General features: G+C 73.5%; 26 protein-coding genes and 2 pseudogenes. 10 read left to right on the top strand and 18 right to left on the bottom strand.

The features are described from left to right. Window positions 1-3: 3 nt before the first annotated feature. Genes ACGFH9_RS23205 through ACGFH9_RS23195 form a run of 3 tightly spaced genes read right to left on the bottom strand, consistent with a single transcriptional unit; the run spans window position 4 to window position 3,118 of the window. Window positions 4-354, bottom strand: coding sequence for a DUF3140 domain-containing protein (locus tag ACGFH9_RS23205; protein WP_355233387.1), 351 nt, complete (start codon window positions 352-354; stop codon window positions 4-6). Next, complete coding sequence (locus tag ACGFH9_RS23200; protein ID WP_393222741.1) at window positions 354-566, bottom strand: hypothetical protein; 213 nt, start codon at window positions 564-566, stop codon at window positions 354-356. The genes ACGFH9_RS23205 and ACGFH9_RS23200 overlap by 1 nt, the downstream gene beginning before the upstream one ends. Further along, window positions 563-3,118 (bottom strand): ATP-dependent Clp protease ATP-binding subunit, encoded by a 2,556-nt coding sequence (locus tag ACGFH9_RS23195; protein WP_393222738.1) that lies wholly within the window; start codon window positions 3,116-3,118, stop codon window positions 563-565. The genes ACGFH9_RS23200 and ACGFH9_RS23195 overlap by 4 nt, the downstream gene beginning before the upstream one ends. A gap of 144 nt (window positions 3,119-3,262) precedes the next feature. Between ACGFH9_RS23195 and ACGFH9_RS23190 the strand changes: the two genes are divergently transcribed. The 5 genes from ACGFH9_RS23190 to ACGFH9_RS23170 all read left to right on the top strand — a co-directional run bounded on the left by ACGFH9_RS23190 (window position 3,263) and on the right by ACGFH9_RS23170 (window position 8,346). Continuing rightward, the gene (locus ACGFH9_RS23190) at window positions 3,263-3,643 is read left to right on the top strand and encodes a hypothetical protein (RefSeq protein WP_393222735.1); all 381 of its coding nucleotides are present in this window, start codon (window positions 3,263-3,265) and stop codon (window positions 3,641-3,643) included. A gap of 152 nt (window positions 3,644-3,795) precedes the next feature. Continuing rightward, window positions 3,796-4,056, top strand: coding sequence for a hypothetical protein (locus tag ACGFH9_RS23185; protein ID WP_030332749.1), 261 nt, complete (start codon window positions 3,796-3,798; stop codon window positions 4,054-4,056). Between the two features lie 6 nt (window positions 4,057-4,062). Further along, entirely contained in the window at window positions 4,063-5,019 is a 957-nt protein-coding gene (locus tag ACGFH9_RS23180; RefSeq protein ID WP_393222733.1) for a hypothetical protein, read from the top strand. Next, on the top strand, window positions 5,012-7,687 hold the full coding sequence (locus ACGFH9_RS23175; protein ID WP_393222731.1) for an FtsK/SpoIIIE domain-containing protein: 2,676 nt from the start codon (window positions 5,012-5,014) through the stop codon (window positions 7,685-7,687). The genes ACGFH9_RS23180 and ACGFH9_RS23175 overlap by 8 nt, the downstream gene beginning before the upstream one ends. Continuing rightward, a complete protein-coding gene (locus tag ACGFH9_RS23170) occupies window positions 7,684-8,346 on the top strand; it encodes a hypothetical protein (protein ID WP_393222729.1) in 663 nt (220 codons plus the stop codon). The genes ACGFH9_RS23175 and ACGFH9_RS23170 overlap by 4 nt, the downstream gene beginning before the upstream one ends. Before the next feature lie 90 nt (window positions 8,347-8,436). On the opposite strand, the gene ACGFH9_RS23165 is transcribed toward ACGFH9_RS23170, so the two are convergent. Next, window positions 8,437-9,741 carry a cupin domain-containing protein gene (locus tag ACGFH9_RS23165; protein ID WP_393222726.1) on the bottom strand — a complete coding sequence of 435 codons (1,305 nt, stop codon included), beginning with the start codon at window positions 9,739-9,741 and terminating at the stop codon, window positions 8,437-8,439. Window positions 9,742-9,750: 9 nt separating this feature from the next. Continuing rightward, complete coding sequence (locus tag ACGFH9_RS23160) at window positions 9,751-10,056, bottom strand: hypothetical protein (protein ID WP_334629546.1); 306 nt, start codon at window positions 10,054-10,056, stop codon at window positions 9,751-9,753. A 240-nt stretch (window positions 10,057-10,296) separates the two neighbouring features. On the opposite strand from ACGFH9_RS23160, the gene ACGFH9_RS23155 reads away from it, so the two are divergent. From ACGFH9_RS23155 to ACGFH9_RS23145, 3 genes and pseudogenes are all read left to right on the top strand, one after another. Continuing rightward, complete coding sequence (locus tag ACGFH9_RS23155; RefSeq protein ID WP_393222722.1) at window positions 10,297-10,512, top strand: DUF72 domain-containing protein; 216 nt, start codon at window positions 10,297-10,299, stop codon at window positions 10,510-10,512. 16 nt (window positions 10,513-10,528) lie between these two features. Further along, window positions 10,529-10,594: pseudogene (locus ACGFH9_RS23150) on the top strand (hypothetical protein); the annotation flags it as partial. 41 nt (window positions 10,595-10,635) lie between these two features. Beyond that, window positions 10,636-10,860, top strand: a pseudogene (locus ACGFH9_RS23145) (DUF72 domain-containing protein); the annotation flags it as partial. A 132-nt stretch (window positions 10,861-10,992) separates the two neighbouring features. Here ACGFH9_RS23145 and ACGFH9_RS23140 read toward each other — a convergent pair. The 10 genes from ACGFH9_RS23140 to ACGFH9_RS23095 all read right to left on the bottom strand — a co-directional run bounded on the left by ACGFH9_RS23140 (window position 10,993) and on the right by ACGFH9_RS23095 (window position 16,680). Next, window positions 10,993-11,421 carry a DUF2267 domain-containing protein gene (locus ACGFH9_RS23140; RefSeq protein WP_355233366.1) on the bottom strand — a complete coding sequence of 143 codons (429 nt, stop codon included), beginning with the start codon at window positions 11,419-11,421 and terminating at the stop codon, window positions 10,993-10,995. Next, window positions 11,414-11,599 carry a hypothetical protein gene (locus ACGFH9_RS23135; protein WP_355233364.1) on the bottom strand — a complete coding sequence of 62 codons (186 nt, stop codon included), beginning with the start codon at window positions 11,597-11,599 and terminating at the stop codon, window positions 11,414-11,416. The genes ACGFH9_RS23140 and ACGFH9_RS23135 overlap by 8 nt, the downstream gene beginning before the upstream one ends. A 104-nt stretch (window positions 11,600-11,703) precedes the next feature. Further along, window positions 11,704-12,576 (bottom strand): DUF72 domain-containing protein, encoded by an 873-nt coding sequence (locus ACGFH9_RS23130; protein WP_393222719.1) that lies wholly within the window; start codon window positions 12,574-12,576, stop codon window positions 11,704-11,706. Window positions 12,577-12,624: 48 nt separating this feature from the next. After that, entirely contained in the window at window positions 12,625-13,023 is a 399-nt protein-coding gene (locus tag ACGFH9_RS23125; protein WP_393222716.1) for a TraR/DksA family transcriptional regulator, read from the bottom strand. Window positions 13,024-13,173: 150 nt separating this feature from the next. Next, complete coding sequence (locus tag ACGFH9_RS23120) at window positions 13,174-13,809, bottom strand: uridine kinase (protein ID WP_393222714.1); 636 nt, start codon at window positions 13,807-13,809, stop codon at window positions 13,174-13,176. A gap of 47 nt (window positions 13,810-13,856) precedes the next feature. Beyond that, window positions 13,857-14,465 carry a winged helix-turn-helix domain-containing protein gene (locus tag ACGFH9_RS23115; RefSeq protein WP_393222711.1) on the bottom strand — a complete coding sequence of 203 codons (609 nt, stop codon included), beginning with the start codon at window positions 14,463-14,465 and terminating at the stop codon, window positions 13,857-13,859. A gap of 260 nt (window positions 14,466-14,725) precedes the next feature. Next, on the bottom strand, window positions 14,726-15,304 hold the full coding sequence (locus tag ACGFH9_RS23110) for a winged helix-turn-helix domain-containing protein (RefSeq protein WP_393222708.1): 579 nt from the start codon (window positions 15,302-15,304) through the stop codon (window positions 14,726-14,728). A 51-nt stretch (window positions 15,305-15,355) separates the two neighbouring features. Then, entirely contained in the window at window positions 15,356-15,844 is a 489-nt protein-coding gene (locus ACGFH9_RS23105; RefSeq protein WP_393222707.1) for a rhodanese-like domain-containing protein, read from the bottom strand. Window positions 15,845-15,881: 37 nt separating this feature from the next. After that, the gene (locus ACGFH9_RS23100) at window positions 15,882-16,337 is read right to left on the bottom strand and encodes a cysteine dioxygenase (RefSeq protein ID WP_393222705.1); all 456 of its coding nucleotides are present in this window, start codon (window positions 16,335-16,337) and stop codon (window positions 15,882-15,884) included. 106 nt (window positions 16,338-16,443) lie between these two features. Beyond that, window positions 16,444-16,680, bottom strand: coding sequence for a hypothetical protein (locus ACGFH9_RS23095; protein ID WP_393222703.1), 237 nt, complete (start codon window positions 16,678-16,680; stop codon window positions 16,444-16,446). A 61-nt stretch (window positions 16,681-16,741) separates the two neighbouring features. Between ACGFH9_RS23095 and ACGFH9_RS23090 the strand changes: the two genes are divergently transcribed. After that, complete coding sequence (locus ACGFH9_RS23090; RefSeq protein WP_393222700.1) at window positions 16,742-17,134, top strand: ankyrin repeat domain-containing protein; 393 nt, start codon at window positions 16,742-16,744, stop codon at window positions 17,132-17,134. 15 nt (window positions 17,135-17,149) lie between these two features. Continuing rightward, window positions 17,150-18,100 (top strand): DUF3500 domain-containing protein, encoded by a 951-nt coding sequence (locus ACGFH9_RS23085; protein WP_393222697.1) that lies wholly within the window; start codon window positions 17,150-17,152, stop codon window positions 18,098-18,100. Between the two features lie 149 nt (window positions 18,101-18,249). On the opposite strand, the gene ACGFH9_RS23080 is transcribed toward ACGFH9_RS23085, so the two are convergent. The 3 genes from ACGFH9_RS23080 to ACGFH9_RS23070 all read right to left on the bottom strand — a co-directional run bounded on the left by ACGFH9_RS23080 (window position 18,250) and on the right by ACGFH9_RS23070 (window position 20,523). After that, a complete protein-coding gene (locus tag ACGFH9_RS23080) occupies window positions 18,250-19,008 on the bottom strand; it encodes a methyltransferase domain-containing protein (protein WP_393222695.1) in 759 nt (252 codons plus the stop codon). A 153-nt stretch (window positions 19,009-19,161) separates the two neighbouring features. Further along, entirely contained in the window at window positions 19,162-19,653 is a 492-nt protein-coding gene (locus tag ACGFH9_RS23075) for a DUF2231 domain-containing protein (protein ID WP_393222693.1), read from the bottom strand. A gap of 129 nt (window positions 19,654-19,782) precedes the next feature. Further along, a complete protein-coding gene (locus ACGFH9_RS23070; protein ID WP_393222791.1) occupies window positions 19,783-20,523 on the bottom strand; it encodes a GAF and ANTAR domain-containing protein in 741 nt (246 codons plus the stop codon). Window positions 20,524-20,679 lie beyond the last annotated feature (156 nt).

Below are 20,679 nucleotides of genomic sequence, written 5' to 3'. Positions count from 1 at the left end.
AACTCAGCGTTCCACGAGTGGATCGTGGCCGAGGTCGAGCAGCGAGTGCCGCCACTCGTCGTCGGCGTTGCCGCGCCGGGGCTTGGCGTCCATCAGCTCGCGGATGCGCTCGACCGCCTCCCGCATCACGTCGATGTCCTCCGGCGTGAGGTCGACCTTGCGCTTGTTGAGCACCTTGAGGATCTCCCGCCCCGGCTGGGGCAGGTCGAGGTCCGGGTTCGGGCTGAACGACTCCTCCCCCGAGCCCCGGGTCAACAGCCAGGTGCGCAGCTGCTCGGACGGGACGTTGACCTCGGCGTGGAAGTCCTCCCAGAGCACTTCCACCTCGGGGTCGAGCCGCGTGTCGCGTACCATCAGGTCTCCTCTCGCCGGCGCGTCCCGGACGTCTCCGGGTCGTCCTGGTCGGTCTTGGGATGCAGGCCCTCGGCGGGCACCCGCGTCCGGCGCGGGTTCGCGGTCGGGGGCGCCAGGATCGGGTCGGGATGGTCGTCCTCGTCCCGGGGCTTCGCGGCGTCCGCGTCCTCGTGCGGCTCCTCGTGCTCGTCGCGTCGCGCCGGCCCGCTCATCGCGGGTGTGTTGTCGTGGCGGCGGTGTAGCCCCGCTCGCCCGCGGTCACCTCGAAGGTGAGTTGCCCGTCGCGGGCGTCCACGACGACCTTCTGCCCGGGCGAGATCGCGGATTCCAGCAGCATCCGGGACAGGTGGTTGTCCACCTCGCGCTGGATCACCCGGCGCAGCGGACGGGCGCCGAACTCCGGCTGGTAGCCGTGCTCGGCGAGCCAGTCGACGCCGGCGGTGGTGACCTCCACCTGGATGTCCTGGGCGTGCAGCCGGCGACGGGTGTCCTCCAGCAGCAGCGCGGTGATGTCGCGCAACTGCTCGGCCTCCAGCCGGCGGAAGATGATGACCTCGTCGATGCGGTTGAGGAACTCGGGGCGGAAGTTCTCCTGGAGGCGGCGCATCAGCCGCTCGCGCAGCTCGTCGTTCTCCTGCTCGCTGCCGGGCGCGCCGGTGCCGAAGCCGACGGCACGCTGCGTTCCGGTGATCAACTCGGAGCCGAGGTTGCTCGTCATGATCAGTACGGTGTTCTTGAAGTTCACCGTACGACCCTGACTGTCGGTGAGCCGCCCGTCGTCGAGCACCTGGAGCAGGATGTTGAACACGTCCGGGTGGGCCTTCTCGATCTCGTCGAGCAGCACCACCGCGTACGGGCGGCGGCGTACCGCCTCGGTGAGCTGACCGGCCTCCTCGTAGCCGACGTACCCGGGCGGGGCGCCGACCAGCCGGCTGACGGTGTGCCGTTCCTGGAACTCGCTCATGTCGACGCGCACCATGCGGTCGGCCTCGCCGAACAGCGCCTCGGCCAGGGCGCGGGCCAGCTCGGTCTTGCCGACGCCGGTGGGTCCGAGGAACAGGAAGCTGCCCATCGGGCGCTCCGGGTCGGCGAGCCCGGCACGGGAGCGGCGGACCGCCTCGGCCACCGCGGTGACCGCGTCGTCCTGGCCGACGATCTTCTCGTGCAGGTGACCCTCCAGGCGCAGCAGTCGGTCGCGCTCCTCCTCGGTGAGCTGGCTGACGGGGATGCCGGTGGCCCGGGAGACCACCTCGGCGATCTCCTGCGGGCCCACCTCGGGCACCTGCGAGGACGACATCCCGTCCTCGCCGTTGGCGCGCCGGATCTCCCCCTCCAGCTCGGCGATCCGATCGCGCAGCGCGGAGGCGCGCTCGTACTGCTCGTCGGTGACGGCCTGCTCCTTGTCCCGGCGTACGTCGTCGAGCTCCTGCTCCAGCTCCCGCACGTCGGACGCCGGGGTACGGGTACGCAGCCGGACCCGCGCGCCGGCCTGGTCGATCAGGTCGATGGCCTTGTCCGGCAGGAACCGGTCGGTGACGTACCGGTCGGACAGCTCGACGGCGGTGACCAGCGCCTCATCGGTGAAGCGCACCTGGTGGTGCGCCTCGTACCGGTCCCGCAGCCCGCGCAGAATGGCGATGGTGTCGTCGATGCTCGGCTCGGGCACCAGCACCGGCTGGAACCGCCGGGCCAGCGCGGCGTCCTTCTCGATGCTCTTGCGGTACTCGTCCAGCGTGGTCGCGCCGATCACCCGCAGCTCGCCGCGCGCCAGGGCGGGCTTGAGCATGTTGGACGCGTCCATCCCGCCCTCGCTGCCGGCGCCTCCCGCGCCGACCAGGGTGTGGATCTCGTCCAGGAAGATGATCAGCTCGTCCCGGTGCGCCCGGATCTCGTCGATGACCTTCTTGAGGCGCTCCTCGAAGTCGCCCCGGTAGCGGGTGCCGGCGACCAGGCCGGCGAGGTCGAGCTGGACGACCCGCTTGCCCAGCAGGGTCTGCGGCACGTCCCCGTCGCAGATCCGCTCGGCCAGACCCTCGACGATGGCGGTCTTGCCGACACCCGCCTCGCCGATGAGCACCGGGTTGTTCTTGGTCCGCCGGGACAGGATCTCCACGGCCTGCTCGATCTCGTCGGCGCGGCCGATCACGGGGTCGATCTGGTCGTTGCGGGCCAGGTCGGTGAGGTCCTGGCCGTACTGGTCGAGGGTGGGCGTGCCCCGGTCCGGCTTCGGCCCGTTCATCGGGCCGCGCTCGGCGTTGGCGGCCTGCAACGACTCGGGCTGGATCCGCCCGGCGGCCAGCATCCGTCCGGCCGGCGACTCGGGGTTGAGCGGCAGGGCCATCAGGATGTGCTCGGGGCCGATGTAGTTGGCCCCCATCGCCCGCGAGAGCTGGTGGGCGTCGAGCAGCGCCCGCTTGGCCGCCGGGGTCAGCGACAGGTTGGGCGGCACCTCGCCGCGTGGCGCGCCGTCGCCCTTGCCGCCGAGCGCGTTGAGCAGGGTGTCCGGGTCGGCGCCGGCCCGGCGTACCAGGTCGCGCAGGGGTTCGCGTTGCAGGGCCGCCCACAGCAGGTGGTCGGTGTCGAGGTCGCTGCTCTGCCGCTGCGCGGCACGGCGGGCCGCGTCGGCCAGCATCTCCCGCGCGTCGGCCGTCATCAGGCGGGTGATGTCGACCCGGTGCGGCGGTCGGCGTCCTCCCTCTCCCCGGCCGAAGTACCGGGCCAGGAATTCGTCCCACGGGTCGGAGCCGAGATCACCGGGTCCCATATTGTCTCTCCTCCGCAGTCGGGCGCGGCACGGTCGGCAGGGGCTACCCGGCACCCGGCCCGACAAACGCCGCACGCGGTGGCGCACCCCGCGTTGTGGAGTGGCGTCCGGCCGGTTCGGGCCGGTGGATGGCAGGCTGGCGGCATGACTGAGAACCCGCTGCTGATCGTCGACGGCGCCAACGTGGTGGGCTCCCGCCCGAACGGGTGGTGGCGGGACCGGGCCGGGGCCGCCGCCCGGCTGCGGGACGCGCTCGCGCCGGTGGCCGCCGAGGGGCTGCCCGCCCGGTTGCCGGCACCTGTCGACGTGGTGCTCGTGGTCGAGGGCGCGGCACGGGACGTACCGGGCATCGACGAGGTCCGCGTGGTCTCCGCCCCCGGGTCCGGCGACGACACGGTGGTCGAGCTGGTGGAGGCGGCCCCGCAGCGTCGCCGGCTGGTGGTGACGGCCGACCGGGAGCTGCGCGAGCGGGTCACCGCCCTGGGCGCCGAGGTGTACGGCCCGCGCTGGCTCCGCGATGATTGAAAAGTTCTCGCACTGGGACTCCCACAGAACGGACTCCCGGCACTTCCAGGGGGTTAACGGTCAGGCGGGCAGGAACACCGCCAGGGCGGATGTTCTCCCGTGGACGCCGATAGGCTCTAATGGAGATCTCCCCGCCCCCAGGAGGTTCCGCCGTGGCGAGCGTCGCCGAGCTGAAGGCTGCCATCGATGTCGCCCTCCAACAGATCGGCGACGGGCAGACAGCCGTCCAGGCCGCGGGTGAGAAGCTGTCCGAGGCGCAGCAGACGCTGGCCGGCGCACTGGAGGGCAGCGGGCACGAGACGGTCGAGGCGGCTCAGGCGTCGCTGACACAGGCCAGTCAGGAGCTGGAGGAATGTCTCGCCGCGACACTGGTCGCGGTGGAGCAGGCCCAGCTCTACGTCTCCACCCTGTAGGCCGGCATGTCCATCATCGAGGACATCGGCGGCCAGGTCCGCGCGGCCAGCGAGGAGTTCCCGGTCGGCCTGCTCGGTCAGGCGCTGGAGAAGTTCGGCCTGGCCGCGGAGCGGCTGCGGTGGGTCCGCCAGGAGTCGGCCAATCCGATGGGGGTTCCCGAGCTGTCCGCCGCCACCGAGCACGCCGAGAGCGCCAACTACGCGCTACGGGTGGCGCAGGAGCAGTTGTCGGCGTACCTGGCCGCGATCGGGTTGGCCGCCGACGGCACCCCCGCGCCCCGGCCACAGCAACGAGACCAGCGCGACCAGCGCCACGACGAGGCCCCGTCGGACGGGCCGACCACCGTGGCGCCGGAACGGGCGGAGCAGGTGCGGATGCGTCGCTGGTGGTCGGTGCGGGTGGCCGAGCTGACCGGCGGGCGCGACGGCGACGGCGACGAGCCCGACGAACAACTGCGCGACTCGCAGGAGCTGCTGCACCGGGTCGTACGCGGCGTACGCGCCGGTGACCGCGACCGCCTCCGTACCGAGCTGCGCCGCGCCTCGGCCGACGTGGGTCTCGGGATGGCGGCGCTGGCACCGCCGCTGCTGCGCGAGCTGGCCGGTGAGCTGCTGGGGCACCCGCCCCGCGCCACCGACCTGGGCCGGCTGCGCGGAGAGCTGGACGGCCGCGTCCGGGACCTGCTGCCCGGACTGCCACCGCCGGTGCTGGAGACGCTGCTGACCCGGGTGTGCCGCATGCCGCCACCGCGGTCGTCCGGGGAGCCACCACACGCCGCCGACTCCGCGGTGGCCGCCGGTGTGACGGCCGGGCTGCTGCTCGCCCGGCTGGGCCGGGACCTGGCCGCCGCCGGCACGCCACAGTCCGCACCGGACCCGGCCGAACCGGATCCCGGCGGCCTGCCGCCCCGGGCGGGCAGCCCGTGGCGGGACGCGCCGGCACGCCGGGGCTCCGATGGCTGACCGACGCGGGCAGCTGGCCATCCGGGTCCGGGACGCCCTCGCCGAGGCGCTGGGCGCCACCCGTACCCGACTGTCGGCGGCGCAGGCCGAGTTGAGCGCCGCCCGGGAACGGCTCGCCCGGGTCCGCCGGGCCGCAGTCGCCGTACCGGAGCGGGTGGGTGGCCAGCGCGACCGCCGCCTCGCCGAGATCGACGCCCGGCACGCCACCCGGATCGCGGAGCTGGCCCGCCAGGCCGCCGACGCCGCACGCCGGGAGGCACCCGGCTGCGCGGGCGCCGACTGGCCGGGCTGGACACCCACGCCCCTGAGCCGGGCCGAGCCGCCCGGCGCGCTGCGGGTCGGCACGGTCCGGCTCGACGACGTCGAGCCGGTGCCCGCGCTGGTGCCGCTGCTCGACGCCGGACACGTCCACCTGTCCGGAGAGGACCGCGCCGGCTGCGACGCCGTGGTGTCCGCGCTGCTGCTGCGGGCCGTCGGCCGCGCCGACCCCGGTGGGGTACGACTGATCGGGTACGACCCGGAGCACCTCGGCGGAGGACTGGCCGGATTCGCGCCCCTGGGCACGGCGGGGTTGCTCACCTTCGTCGGACCGGGCGGGTTGGGCCCGTTGCTCGACGACCTGGTCGAACAGATCCGGCGGATCAACGAGACGGTGCTGGCCGGCGAGTACGGGTCCCTGCGGGAGCTGGCCTCGGCGACCGGCCGTCGTCCCGAGCCGTGGCGGGTGGCGGTGCTGCTCGGCGGCGACGAGCTGAACCGGCACGAGCGCGGGCAGCTCGACCGGGTGGTCCGCGCCGGTGCCGCCTGCGGGGTGCACCTGGTCGTCCGTGGTGTGCCGCTGCCCGACGATCCGACCGTGACCCGCGTGGTGACGGACGCCTCGGGTGCTCGGATCGGCGGGCCGTCGGGCCTGTCGGTCCGGCTGGACCCGCCGCCGCCGGCAACGCTTGTCACCGAGACCTGCCGCGAGATCGCCGCCCGGGTGAACGAGGGTCCGCCGCCGACGCCGTTCGGCGACCTGCTGCCGCCGCCCGAGCTGATGTGGCGGGAGAACTCGGCGGACGGCCTGACCGTGCCGATCGGCGAGGGACCGCAGGGCCGGTCGGTACGCCTGACGCTCGGCGACTATCCGCCGCACGCCCTGATCGGAGGGCCGTCCGGCACCGGCAAGACCAACCTGATCTTCGCGTGGATCGGCGCCCTGGCGGCCCGCTACTCCCCCGCCGAGCTGGAGTTCTATCTCCTGGACTTCAAGGAGGGAGTGTCCTTCGCCCGGTTCGCGCAGGGTCGGCGTGACCCGAGCTGGCTACCGCACATGCGTCTGGTCGGTATCAACGTCAACACCGACCGGGAGTTCGGGTTGGCGCTGCTGCGGTTCCTCGCCGAGGAGCTGCGGCGGCGGGCCGACGCGGCCAAGAAGCACGAGGTCACCAAGCTCGCCGAGCTGCGCGCGGTGGACCCGACCGGGCACTGGCCACGCGTCGTCGCGGTGGTCGACGAGTTCCAGATGCTGCTGGCCGGCCGCGACGTGGTGGCCCGGGAGGCCGCCGACCTGCTGGAGGACCTGGCCCGCCGGGGCCGGTCACAGGGCATCCATCTGGTGCTCGCCTCCCAGGACGTCCGGGGCATCGAGGCGCTGTGGGGGCGTCCCGCGCTGGTGGCCCAGTTCGCCCTGCGTATCGCGCTGCCCAAGGCGTTGCGGATCCTCGCCGAGCGCAACGACGCGGCGCAGTCGCTGCCGCGCTGGCACGCGGTCGTCAACGCCGAGTCGGGCATGGTCGAGGGCAACGAGGTCGCCCGCATTCCGGCCGCCAGTGACTGGGAGACGTGGAGCGGCCTGCAGCACCGCCTGTGGCGGATGCGCCCGCCGGACGCGGCGCCGGCCCGACTCTTCGACGGTGACGCGATCCCCCGGCTGACCGAGGCTCCCGACTTCCGGGCTCTCGAAGCCCCGCCGGACGGCCGCGCGCCGCGCACCCCGGTGGCCCTGCTCGGCGAGATCATCGACGTGCAGGCGCGCTCGGCGGCGCTGCGCCTGCCCCGCGCGCCGGGGCGCAACCTGGCGGTGCTCGGTACGCGGGTGGACGAGGCGTGCGCGGTGCTGGACGCCGCGGCCCGGTCGCTGGCCCGCCAGCACCCGCCCGGCACCGCCCGCTTCTCCATCGCCTGCCTCGACCCGGACGCAGACGGCATCGCCCGCGCGCTCTACGACGACCTTGCCGACGATGCCGCCTGGTACGACGAGGAGACCGTCGGCGAGTTGATGACCGAGACGGCCGACGGGCTGTCCAGCACGGGCAGCCCGCACTACCTGCTGCTGTTCGCGGTCGATGCGGCAGCCGGCGCGCTGGCCGCGCGGACGGGTCGGCGTACCGGCCTGGAGCAGTTGCGCCGGATCCTGCACGACGGCCCGGAGCGGCGTACCCACGTGCTGGCCTGGTGGCGGGGCGTGGCGCGGATGCGCGCCGACCTCGGCGGTCCGGCCGCCCGGACCGACCAGATCGGGGCCTGGGTGGCGTTGGACGCGCACGGCGGCGAGTTGGGCGCGTCGCTCTACCCGGGCACCGGCGGCCCGGACTGGTATCCCCGCCCGTGGCGTGGGCTCTTCTTCGACCGTGCGGTGCACCGCACGGGCCACGTGATCATCCCCTATGGACCGCCTCGATGAACGAACCGGTGGCGAGTGAGACGTACACGGCGCAGCTACGACGGCTGGCCGAGCTGACCGCTCGGGTGCACGAGCAGCGTGCCGAGGCACGTACCTGGTACGAGCGGCAGTGCGCGGCGGCCGAGCGGGCCGTCGCGGACGCCGTCGCCGAGGTGCGGCGTGCCGAGCAGGAGCTGGTCGACGCCCGCGAGGAGCAGGAGCGGGTGGACGCCGAGGTGGCACACCTCTGGCAGCAGGCCCGGGCACGGCTGGGCGCGCGTCGTCTCGGCGGGCCGCCCGCGCCGGCCAACGGCGGTGACGGGGCCGACCCGGCGTTGCTGCTCGGCCGCGCCCGTGACCTGCTCAACCGGGCCGGGCAGCCGGGTGAGCTGCCGGGCTCGGCCAACCCCCTGCTGGCGCTGTGCGGGGTGGGCGGCGCGGTGCTGGGCTATGCCCTGGGCGTTGCCGCGCGAGCGCTCGGCGTCGGGTACGGCGGCGACCTGGCGGTCGGGATGCCGGTGCTGGCGCTGGTGGTGACGCTGTTCGGGCCGCTGATCGGGCTGGCGCCGGCGCGGCTGCTGGCCGATCGTCGGCACGCGATGCTCGGTCCCCGACCGGTCATGGTGGTGCTCGGCGCCGGGTTGGTCGCGACGGTGCTGCTCCTGGTGCTCGGCCGCTGACCGGCCCCTTCTTTTCGGTTGATCAAGAGGTTCGCGTCATCGATCCGGCGTGCAGGGACGCGAACCTCTTGATCAACCGCTGGGAAAGGCTCAGGCCGGCACCAGGACGGCCTCGCGCAGCAGCCGGCGGGCCAGCGTGACCCGGTCGGCGTCGTCGGGCAGGCCCGGCAGGTCACCGACGCGGACGGCGATGCCACCGAGCAGCGCGCGCGTCGCCGGCTCGCAGTCGGCGGGCAGCGTGATCGTGCGGTCGAACAACCGCAGCGCCACCTGGCCGTCTCCGTGCGGCACGAGCTGCCAGCGTAGGCCGGGTCGCAGGGTGAGCCGGGAGTCGGCGTCCAGCGTGGCCAGCGCGCCGGCCTGGGCAAGCGGACGGATCGGGGCCGGACGGGCTGCCGGCCAGGCGCGTTGCCGCAGCCGCGCGGCCACCGCCACCGGGTCGGCCCGCAGCAGCCAGTCGCGCAGCGCCTCGACCGTCTCGGTCAACTCCGGTTCGATGGCGTCCGGGTCGGCGACGTCGGTGCCGAACGGCAGGCTGGCCCGCAGCCTCTGGTCCTCGGCGGCCAGCGCGAGCAGCTCCTCGACGAGCGCGTAGCGGGTCGACGCGCGGATGCCCACGGTCAGGTGCAGCGAGCTGGCGTCCTGCGCCTGCGCGCTGTGCAGCCACCCGCGCGGCAGGTAGAGGGCGTCGCCGGGCGCGAGGACCACGTCCAGCGCGGCGGGGCCCTGCGCGGTGGCGCCGACCTCGTCGGCGCGGCCTCCCCAGGGCTGCTTCTCCAGCGGGTCGGGCAGGACCGGCGGGTGGATCCGCCAGTGCTTGCGACCGTCCACCTGGAGCACGAACACGTCGTGGGTGTCGTAGTGGGTGGCGAAACCCTGGCTGCCCGCCGGGGTGAGATAGGCGTTGACCTGCAACGGCTGGCGCAGCGCGAGGCCCAGGTCGCGGGCGAAGTCGACGAGCGGCGGCCAGATCCGGTGCAGACCCTGTAGCACCAGGGTGGCTCCGCCGGCGTACTGCTCGAGGATCCGCTCGTCGAGCACCTGGTCGTCGATCTCGGCGCCGGCCCCGCCGCCGCCGGTCCAGCGGGCCGCCGGCACGAGCTGTCCGTCCTTGGCGACGCGCAGGAAGGGGGTACGCAGACCGCGCCGGCTGAGCAGCTCGTCGGCGTCCTCGGGGCTGAACAGGTCGGTGAAGCCCGCCGAGTCGGGCAGCTCGGCGGCGCGCGACAGCAGCGGGGTATGGCCCCAGTGCGCGGCGGCGAACTTCGCCGGCTCGACCGAGACGCAGCGCGCCAGCGCGGCGACGGCGCTCGCCGCGACGGGTACGCCGCCATCGGAAGCAACGGATGGAACCGCCGGGTGGCCGTGGCCACCCGGCGGGTCGAGGTGCGTCATGGCGTGCCGCTACCGGGCGCTGCCGTCGGCGCCGCCGTCCTGGTGACCCGGGGTCGCGCCACCGTCGGCCGGACCCTCCGCGCCACCATCGGCGCCACCGTCCTGGTGACCCGGGGTCGCGCCACCGTCGGCCGGACCCTCCGCGCCACCGTCCGCGCCACCGTCCTGGTGACCCGGGGTCGCGCCACCATCGGCCGGACCCTCCGCGCCACCATCGGCGCCACCGTCCTGGTGACCCGGGGTCGCGCCGCCGTCGGCCGGGCCTTCCAGGCCGCCGCCGCCCGTGGTCTGCATGTCATCGTCGTTGAGTGCCATCGGTACTCCCTCGGGTGTGCCGCCCCGCCGTACGCCGGGGTCCGTCGTGCTGCGGGTGGTACCCCACGCGCGATCTTCTCTAACCCTCACCGTAGACGCCGAACCGGGACGACACGGTCGGTTCGCGGGCGGCGGCGGAGAGTGCCAGAAAGGGGCGGTGATCCTGGTGGGTACGTCGGGCTGGCAGTACCGGGACTGGCGGGGTCGCTTCTACCCGCAGCGGCTGCCCCAGCGACCTGGTTGGAGCACTTCGCGTCGGGCTTCGCCACCGTCGAGGTCAACAACGCGTTCTACCGGCTGCCCGAGCGCGAGACGTTCGCGGCGTGGCGGGACCGGACCCCGGCGGACTTCTGCGTGGCGGTGAAGATGAGCCGCTACCTCACCCACATCAAGCGCCTGCGCGAGCCGGCCGAGCCGGTGGCGCGGTTCCTCGGCCCGGGCCACCGCCCTCGGTGACCGGCTCGGCCCGGTACTGCTGCAACTGCCACCGAACCTTCGGGTGGACGTCGACGCGCTCGACGCGACACTGCGGCTGTTCCCCGAAGGGGTGCGGGTGGCCGTCGAGCCCCGGCACCCGTCGTGGTGGACCGACGCCACCCGGCCGTCCTGGAACGACGGCGGGCGGCGTTGGTCTGGGCGGATCGCCTCGGTCGTCCGGTTGCCCCGCGCTGGCGTACCACCGATTTCGGCTACCTGCGGCTGCACGGGGGCCGGGCCCGGCCGTGGCCGCACTACGGGCGTACCGCGCTCGGCTCGTGGGTCCGCCGGCTCACCGACACGTTCGGCGCGGACGAGCCGGCGTACGCCTACTTCAACAACGACCCCGGCGGCGCGGCCGTCACCGACGCCGTCACGTTCGCGGCGCTGGCCCGCGGGGCGGCCACCCGGTGTCCCGGGTGCCGTCCCCGCCGGACAGCGCCGATCGGTGAGCCTGTCTCAGGGCAGCATCATCGCGAGGTCCTTGGGCATGGTGTCCTTCACGTCCTGCCACTCGCCCTGGGTGACGTGCCGACGCAGGGTGTCCAGCACCACCTGCGTCACCCGCTCCGCGCCGCCCTCGACGTCGTACGGGAAGCCCTGGCGGACCTCGTAGAGGAAGTCGTCGCGGTTGAGCTTGATCGGCACGTCGGACGGGTTCCAGCCGTCGAAGTAGATCCCCCGGACCAGCACGGGCAACTGCTGGGCGAACTCGACGCTCTCGTTGACCGCCAGCCGGTCGCGCAGCAGGTGCAGCACGGTACGCAGCGCGGCGTACGACTGGTTGCGCCGATCCTTCGGCCACCCGTAGGCGTCCTCGATGTCCTTGAGGATCAGGTTGGTCTTGTCCAGCGAACTCTCGAACGCGGAGATCATCGAGTCAGGCATCGGTCGACCCCCGATCCGTGCTCTCCCAGCGTCGCTCGTCGGTGCGTCGCGGCGGTCCCACCGGGCCGCGCCGGGCCCGCACCGGGCTGCCCTGCGGGGCGCGCCGGGCGTTGTCGGCCGTGCCGACCACGTGCAGGACGGCGCCCCGCCGTCGATCCGTCACCACTCGAACCGTCATCCCCCGTCACCTCCGTGTCGTCTCCGGCCGTCGCACGGCCGTACCCACCGTGTCCACCCTGCCCGGCGGGTGGGTGAGCCGGCCCCACCCGGATCGGGTGAGACCTAGTCGACGTCGAGGAGCCCGACCAGGGTCTTGGCGTTGGTCTGCGCGTAGTCGCGGTAGCAGTTGTTCATGAGGACGTGGGTCTCGCCGGCGGAGTCGGCCAGCTCGCGCAGCTTCGGCGCCCAGTCGGCCAGTTCCCGCTTGGAGTAGTGGTAGCCGAACTTCTCGTGGATGTCCTTGCTGGTCCACTTGTCGCTGTGGCCGTGGAAGCGCATCACGGCGAGGTCACCGGTGGCGGCCAGCACCGGGGGCACCGACGAGCGGTGGCCCTGCGGCATGTCCACGCAGACGTACGACAGGTCGTGCTCGCGCAGGAAGGAGAGCGTCTCGTCGGCGTTGTCGCCGTCGAACCAGGACGCGTGGCGGAACTCGTACACCGGGCGCAGCGGGGCGCAGCGCTTCGCCACCTCCAGCAGGTACTGCTTGTTGGCCCGCTTGATCGTGAACCAGGGCGGGAACTGGAACAGCAGCGCGCCCAACTTGCCCGCCTCGACCAGCGGGTCCAGCGCGGACAGGAAGCGCGTCCACACCTCCTCGTACGCCTGCGTGGTCAGGTCGTCGGGGTAGACGTTCTTCTTGTCCGTCTCCGGACGCAGGTCCTTGTAGAGCGCGCTGACCCGGGTGGGGTGACCGGTCAACAGGCTGAACGCCTTGATGTTGAACGTGAATCCGTCCGGCGTGCGGTCGGCCCAGAGGCGCGCGGTCGACTCGGCGGGCGGCGAGTAGTAGGTCGCGTCCACCTCGACCAGCGGGAACTGCCGGGCGTAGTACGCCAGGCGTTTCTCCGGGTTGTCGGCCGTCTGGGGATACCAGCCCGAGTCGAGCAGTGTGCGGTCGGTCCAGGACGCGGTGCCCACCAGGATGTCACCCATGGATGCGGTCCATCGTGTCGAAGACCGACCGGCAACCGCTGCCGTCGCTCAGGCGGCCCGCCGCTCGCGGGTCTGCTTGCAGGTCACACAGGTGGTGGCGGCCGGGAAGATCTCCAGCCGCTCGACCGGGATCGCCGCCGAGCAGCCCTCGCACCAGCCGTACGTGCCCTCGGCGAGGCGACCCAGGGCGTGCTCGTACTGGGCGCGCCGGTCGAGGATCGTCCGCAGCAGCGACTGGGCGGTGTCCCGCTCGGCCGTCTTGGTGCCGCTGTCGGCCTGGTCGTCGCCGGCGGTGTCGCCGACCTCCACCAGACGCAGCACCTGGCTCTGCAGCAGGGCCTGGTCGTACTCGGCGGTCAACTCGTCGTAGCGCGCCTGCAGGGAGTGCCGGATCTGGTCGATCTCCGTCTGGGATCGGCCGGTGCCGACCGTGTCGTGGACGAGCATCGCTGCCTGCCTTTCCTGGCCTGTGGTTCACGTGAACCGGGTCCGGCGGCGTGGTGCCCCGGTAGCGGTCGCATGCGGTGCGCGAGCGGTCACCCGCGCTCTGTGAGCCGGGCGAGTACCCGCCGAACCGGGCGTGCAAACGGGCGAATCTCAGCCCTCGACGAGCGCGGGGTGGCGGGGGTCGTCGGCGCGTACGACCACGTCGGCGAAGCTGGCGGGTACCACCTCCTCGGCGTAGCGGTCGAAGGCCGGCAGGGTCCATTCCCGGGCGGGTTCGGTGCGGCGGCGCAGCGCCGCCGCGGACACCTGGAGGTGGACGCTCACGTCGAACGGCAGCGCGCCGCCGAGCAGGAGCGCGCCGCTGACCAGGACCACGCCGCCCGGCGGCAGATCGACGTACGCGGCGCGGCTGGCCCGGTCGGCGGTGGAGTCCCACAGCGACGGCAGTACCCGCCCGTCGCCGCCGGGGCCGGCCGGGTCGAGGACCTCGCGTCGTAGGCCGGTCTCGTCGATCCAGCCCTCGTAGTAGGCGTCCGGGTTGGTACGACCGAGTTCGAAGCGCAGCGACGCGGGACGGAGGAAGTCGGCGGCGCGTACGTGCAGGACCGGGCGGCCCCGGGCGCGCAGCGGGTCGATCAGCGCGGCGGCCAGTTCGTCCGGGCCGGCAGCCGGAGCGCCGTCGACCGCCACGCGCAGCCGGGCGGGCTCGACGGTGGTCGAGGCGTCGGCCAGACGGCCGGTCAGTTCGGCGACGAGCAGGTCGGGCGAGATGGGGCGGATGCGCACCGGTCCATCCTGCCCCGCCCGGAACGGACGGGCGGTGGTGGCCGGGGTCAGCTGGTGCGGTCGACGGTGACGCGCGCGTCGTCGGCCAGCCGGTAGCCCACCCCGTAGACGGTGGTGACCAGGGGCACGTCCACGCCGACCTTGCCGCGCAGACGGCGCACGTGCACGTCGACGGTGCGGACGCCGGCGTGCTCGTAGCCCCAGACGGCGTTGAGCAGTTGCAGGCGGGTGAAGACGCGACGCGGGTGGGCGACCAGGTGCAGCAGCAGGTCGAACTCCAGGCGGGTCAGGGGCAGCGGCTCGTCGTCCCGCAGCACCGAACGGGACGACGCGAGGATGTGCAGGGAGGGGATCGTCGGGGTGAGCGCGCGTACGGGTGCTGCCCGGTTGGCGGGCACCCCGTCGGCGTGACGCTCCGCCGGAACGGAGCTGGTGATCACGCCCTCGCCGCGTTCGAGCAGCTCGCGGGCGGCCTCCAGCAGCCGTCGGGCCGGCGGTGTCAGCGACTCCTCGCAGGTCAGCGGGATGGACAGCGTCACGGTGAGCACGGGCGCGGGGGTGTTCGCCGGGCGGCGTTGACCGCCGGGAGGTCGGCCGGGCACCGCGGGTTGGGACGTATGCCATCCGGCACGCGACGAGGCGGGGCTGACCGACATGGTCCTCCTTGGGCTGGTCCGGGTATCTCCCCACGGCCCGGGACGCCGCTTCGTCGATGCTTCCCGGCGCGCGGGCGAGGGTCAAGAGGCGGCTGCGTTGCATGAATGTGACAATTGACGAACGCATCGGAGCCGGGTGCTCGCTCTGCGTGCGAAGTCAGATGATTACAGCAGAGCCACCCAGATGCCCCGTTACGGGGGTCCCCGTCCTGTTCACCATGCCGTTGCCGTCGCCTCCGGACCGGCCGCCCGGCCGCCGTTCAGCGGGTGTGGTCGACGCTGATCCGCGCCTCGTCACCCAGCCGGTAACCCACCCCGTAAACGGTGGTGATCACATCCGCGCCGACGAGCTTGGCGCGCAGCCGCCGGACGTGCACGTCCACCGTCCGGGCGACCGCGTGCTCGTAGCCCCAGACGTTCGACAGCAGCTGGAGGCGGGTGAAGACCCGGTGCGGGCGCTCGGCGAGGAAGAGCAGCAGGTCGTACTCGATGCGGGTGAGGGCGACCATCCGACCGCCCTGGCGGACCGTCCGCGAGCCGGTCAGGATGCGGACGTCGGTCGGGTCGGTGTCGGCGGTGACCACCGCGGGCGGCTCGACGGCGGTGGTCAGAGCGAGCGGTCGCGGCGTCGGCGATACGTCGTCGGCCGAGCCCAGCCGACCCTCCCCGGCCTCGGCCAGTTCGCCGAGCAACTGCACCAGCCGGGCCAGCCGTGGGCTCATCGGTCCGGGAGCCAGGTCGAGGGTGATGGTCAGGGTCGGGCCGGTGCGCGGGCGGCCGACGGCCCGTCCCGGGTGCGCGGGCGAGTAGGGGCGGGTGGGGATCGCGACGACGGACATCGTGCCTCCTGAGATGGCGGTACGCCCGCCACGCCCGGTGCGGCGTGGGGGTCAGCGGCGCGCCCGGCCGGCGGTGACCGGGGGCGCGAGGGGGGTTGCGCGGTGCAGCGGGGTCGGGCCGAGCGCCGGCAGGCCGGCGATGCGCCAGGCGGCGAAGCCCCCGTCGACGTCGGTGGCCCGGTGCAGGCCGATGTCCTGCAACGCGGCGGCGGCCAGCGAGGAGGTGTAGCCCTCCTGGCAGAGGACCACCACCGGCACGTCGTAGTCGACCGCCTCCGGCAGCCGGGCCGGGCAGCGCGGGTCGAAGCGCCACTCCAGCACGTTGCGCTCGACCGTGAGCGCGCCGGGCACGACGCCGTGCGCGGCGCGCTGGGCCGCCGGCCGGATGTCGACCAGCAGGGCCCCGGCACGGTACGCCAGGTGCGCCCGCTCGGGGTCCAGCCGGTCGAGCCGGGCTCGCGCGGCGGCCAGGATCTCGTCGATACCCCGGGAGCCCGGCGGTGGCACGGGCGCCGGACAGTGCTCGGCGGTGAGCTGCATTATCGATTCCTTCCGGTGACGAGAGGGTCGGGGCGATTCACCAGGACCGGCCGGCCTCGGCGACCGCGGCGGCGCGCAGCCGCCCGTCGAGGAGGTCGTAGCGGGTCATCCGGCGCAACGCCGGCCGGTAGACGTGCACGCTGACGGCCGGCTCCGCGCCACGGTTGGTGACCCGGTGCACGTGCCGCGCGCCGAAGCGACGGCCGACGCCGGCGGGCAGCACGTGCGGCAGCAGCCGTCCACGGCTGACCGTCTCCTCGGTGAGGGCACCGGCCACCACCCGGAACGCGCCGGCGGAGCCGCCGTGGTCGTGCAGGTCGGTGCCCTGGCCGGGCAGCCAGCTCAGCGCCCACACCTCGTGGTCGTCGGCGCTGGCGAGCCGGGCGTACCAGCGCTCGCTCGGGTCGAAGCGCAGCGGGACCGGCCAGCCGCTCGGGTCGGCCCACCGGGCGGCGACGGCGAGCAGGTCGGTGGCCGGGTGATCGTGAGTCATCGGTGGTTCCTCGCGGATCGTTGCGTGGGGTGCCCCCGTACTCTAGCCGGCAAAGCCTATAGGTTTAGTAGGTAATTCCACATGCCGGGACTCCAGTCGTGCCCCCTCAGCGCAGGACCGGCAACTCCACCCGGAAGCACCCGTCGACGAGCACCAGCAGGGTCGTCCGGCGCTCACCGGTCGCCCACCGCGACCGGGCCTCCCCGGGCGGGTGCACGCTCCACTTCACCTCGACGTCGCTGCTGTGCCGGATCTCGCCCGGCGGCGCGAAGTGCCCGAGCAGCCAGCCGCCGTCGCCGATCCCGTCGACGTCCGCGTTGCCCACGTAGACCGTCTCACCCATCGGGCCTCCCCCACGTGCCGGCCGAGCAACCTATCAAGGCTGCGGCGACTAGCCTGAACCGGTGACCGACGACCTCGACGCCGAGACCCTGGCGTTCGCGCACCGGATGTTCGACCTCGCACGCGCGGGCGAGGCCGAGGAACTGGCCGCCCAGGTGGACGCCGGCCTGCCGGTCAACCTGACCAACGACAAGGGCGACACCCTGCTGATCCTGGCCGCCTACCACTCCCACCCCGACACGGTGGCCGCGCTGCTGGCCCGCGACGCGGACCACACCCGCACCAACGACCGGGGTCAGAGCGCCCTCGCCGCCGCGGTCTTCCGCAGCAGCACCGACTCCGTCCGCGCGCTCCTCGCCGCCGGGGCCGACCCGGCGTACGGCAACCCCTCGGCGCTCGAGACCGCGCAGTTCTTCGACCTGCCGGAGATGGTACGGCTGCTGCGGGCCGGCTGACGGTATACAGGGACGGTGGAAGATCCCCTGCCCGAACAGATGCGTGCCGCCGCCACCGCCCTGCTGACCGCGCTCGACCCCACGACCCGCGTCGCCGCCGCGTACCCGTTCGACGACGAGCCGTCCCGGCGCTGGCTCGAGTACCGGCCCCGCCCCCGCCCCGGCGCCTGCCTCGCCGACCTGGACATCGCCGGGCGCAAGGCCGCACACCGGCTGCTGGCCACCGCGCTCAGCCCGTCGGCGTACGCCCAGGCGATGGCGATCGTCGCGCTCGAGGAGGTCCTGGACCGGGCCGAGGGGTGGCGCCGCGGACGACACAGCGGCGACTACTGGATCGCCGTGTTCGGCGACCCGGCGCGCGACGACCGCTGGGCATGGCGGCTCGAGGGGCACCACCTGTCGGTCACCATGACCATCGTGGACGATCAGGTCTCCCCCGCGCCGGTCTTCTTCGGCGCCAACCCGGCCGCGGTGCGCTACGCCGGGCGCGCCGTCTCCCGACCGCTCGGCGTCGAGGAAGACCTGGGCCGGGCCCTGCTGGACGCGCTGGGGCCGGGCGGGCGAACCGCCGCCATCGTCGCCGACGAGGCGCCGACGGACATCATCAGCGCCACCCGCGCCCGGGTCGACGGCCCGCTCGAACCGCTCGGCGTACCGGCCGACCGGCTCGGCCCCACCGGCCGGGCACTACTCGACCAGGTCGTCGCGCTCTACCTGGACCGGCTGCCACCCGAGCTGGCCGTACGCGAGGCCACCCGCCTCGCCGGTGGCCAACTGCACTTCGCCTGGGCCGGCCCGACCCGCCCCGGCCAGCGGCACTACTACCGGGTGCAGGGCGACGACCTGCTGATCGAGTACGACAACACCAGCGACGACGGCAACCACGCGCACACCGTGCTACGCCGCCCCGCCAGCGACTTCGGCGCCGACATCCTGGCCACCCACCACCAAACCCACCCCCACTAACCCCCGGGCGTCCCCGCTCCCCCCGCGTCGATCTTGCGGTTTCTGTGGCGACTAAAGGCGTCGATGGAGCAAAACGGCGACAGTAAGTGCAAGATCGACGCGGGATTGGGGGGCGGAGAGGAGCGCAGTGGGGTGGGGTGGGTGGGTGGTTAGGGGTGGGTTGCTTCGATGAGGAAGCGTTGGGCTTGGGCGACGAAGGGGCCCTCATCGACGATGCGGCGGTGCAGGGCGAGCAGGGGCTCGCGGTGGCGGTCGACGGTGAACCCGGGCGCGGTCCAGACCACCTTGCGCAGGAACCAGACCACCGCGCCGATGTCGTGGAAGACCGCGCGCAGCGTGGCCCGGCGCAGGTCCACCACCCGCAGGCCCGCCGCCTCGGCGGAAGCCACCGCGTCCTCGGGGTGCCGGCTGTCCGGTGGGGGCAGCGGGCCGAGGATCGCCTCGCTCAGCTCACGCATGGTGCCCGGCCCGATCTGCTGCGACAGGTACGTCCCTCCGGGACGCAGCACCCGGGCCGTGTCCGCCCAGTCGGTGCGTACCGGGTGGCGGCCCACCACCAGGTCGAAGGAACCGTCCCGGAACGGCAGAGTCGAGTCCGGTGCGACGGCCACCACGGTCGCACCGAGCGGGCGCAGGTTGCGTCGTGCCACCAGGACGTTCGGCGGCCACGCCTCGGTGGCCACCAGCACCTTCGGCGGGTGCGGAGTCTCGGCGAGGACCTCGCCGCCGCCGGTGTCCACGTCCAGGGCCGAGTGGGCGCCGGCCATCCGCTCACCGACCAGCCGGGCGTACCCCCAGGGTGGACGTTCCTCGGTGGCCCGGCCGGCCAGCCACCCGAAACCCCAGCCGTCGACGGGCGCGGCGGCGGCCTCCGCGATCAGTTCCTCGGCGGTACGCGCATCGGTCACAGCGATCAGCCTCGCCGGCCCGCCACCGGAGCGGCAATCCATTTACCCAGCGCGTGATCCACTCGCGTTCTGTCATCGAGCCGCCGACGCCCCGTCTTTGCAGAGACCGCGTCGATCACGCGAACCGGAGAGGGCGACGCGGCACGGGCCCGGTCACGGGTGGGGGCGGACGACCTCGACAGTGCCTCCGGCGAGCGCGTCCAGGCTGCCGGTCTCGGCGCGACCGGCGTCGAACTGGCGCATGAGTCGTGCGCCCAGATGCACACCGACCCCGCCGGCGGCCAGCGCGACCAGCTCGGTGGCCAGGATCGCCGCCGTAGCGCCCCGATCCGGCGAGTGGGCACGGACCAGGCTGCTGATCAGGAACAGACCCGCCATGGCCGCGTTGACGACGTTGAAGGCGATGGCGGTACGGCGGGTCCCGTCGACCGGCACGTCCCACAGGTCGACCATGCCCGCGATCGCCGTCATGGCGGCGGCGAAGAGGGCCGCGACGCCGGTCCAGTAGCCGACCTCGCCGAGGAAGACCGGTCCGCCCGCGACGTCGGTGAGGTCGAAGACCGTGGCGCTGACGAAGAGCCCGAGCGGGAACGTCACCAACATCGGTTGGATGGGGTGCCCCTGCACCCGCAGCCGGCTCTGCATCGGTCCTCCCCAGGGTCGAGCACACTCCACCAGTAGCAGAGTGCTACCCGAGCCCTCGTCGGGCGAAACGACAGCGTCCGACTCGCCGCCGATCGGGAGAACGGGCATCCGCCCGCACCGACGCGACAGTCAGCTCTCGCGGGGGCGGGAGACCGTCCGGACGAGGCGTTCGGCCACCTCACGCAGCGGGATGTCCAGCGACGAGGCAGCGGTGCGCAGCACGTCGAGGGCCTCTGCCGGCGGGCACCCGCGCTGCGTCATGATCACGCCGATCGCCTGGCCGACGACGCCGTCGTGCAGGAGCGAGGCGTCCCGCTCGCCGGCGAGCGCCTGCTGGCGGGCCCGGTCGCGGACGGCGGCCAGCAGCAGGCTGGCGTGCTCGGCGAGCAGCATCGCGGTGAGCTGGTGCTGCGGGGTGAGGACGTCGGGCGCGGCAGCGTACAGGTTGATCGCCCCGACCACCTGGTCGTCGATGTCCACCGGCGCGGAGATCACCCCGCGCACACCGAGGTCGCGGGCGTGGGGCGTCCAGGCCGGCCACCGCGACTCACCGCCGAGGTCGACCGCGAGGATCATCTCGCGCCGTCGGATCGCGCTCATCGCCGGCGAGTCGGGCCCGTGGCGCAGGTCGTCCAGGCCGGCCATCTGCTCGTCGGAGGCGGCAACGCCGGCAGGCTCGCCGGCCCGCAGCGCCGTGAATCCGCACCAGCGCACCCCGGCCACCGCGTCGCGGGTGACCCGGACCAGCGCCAGCAGCGCCTCATCGAAATCGGTCAGCCCGATCAGGCCTGCGGTCAGCTCCCGCAACAGCGCGGCAGTCTCCAGCACACCGAGTCGCTCTACCACCGGCTCCCGCGTGTCCAGGTTCACCGTCGCACTGCCCTCGTAGACCCTCGCGCGCATCCCGCCGACATCGTCACGTATGCCATCGTCTGCTCTCTCCCGTTTGACCGACCCGCCCTACTACCCTCGCAAACCGCGATCGAAACGGCGCAAGGAGGGGCCTCTGCCCTACCCGGAGGTAGC

Source organism: Micromonospora sp. NPDC049102 (assembly GCF_043197485.1).
Lineage (GTDB): Bacteria > Actinomycetota > Actinomycetes > Mycobacteriales > Micromonosporaceae > Micromonospora.
Note: the sequence above shows the minus strand (reverse complement) of the source record. Positions and strands in the feature narration are given on the sequence as shown.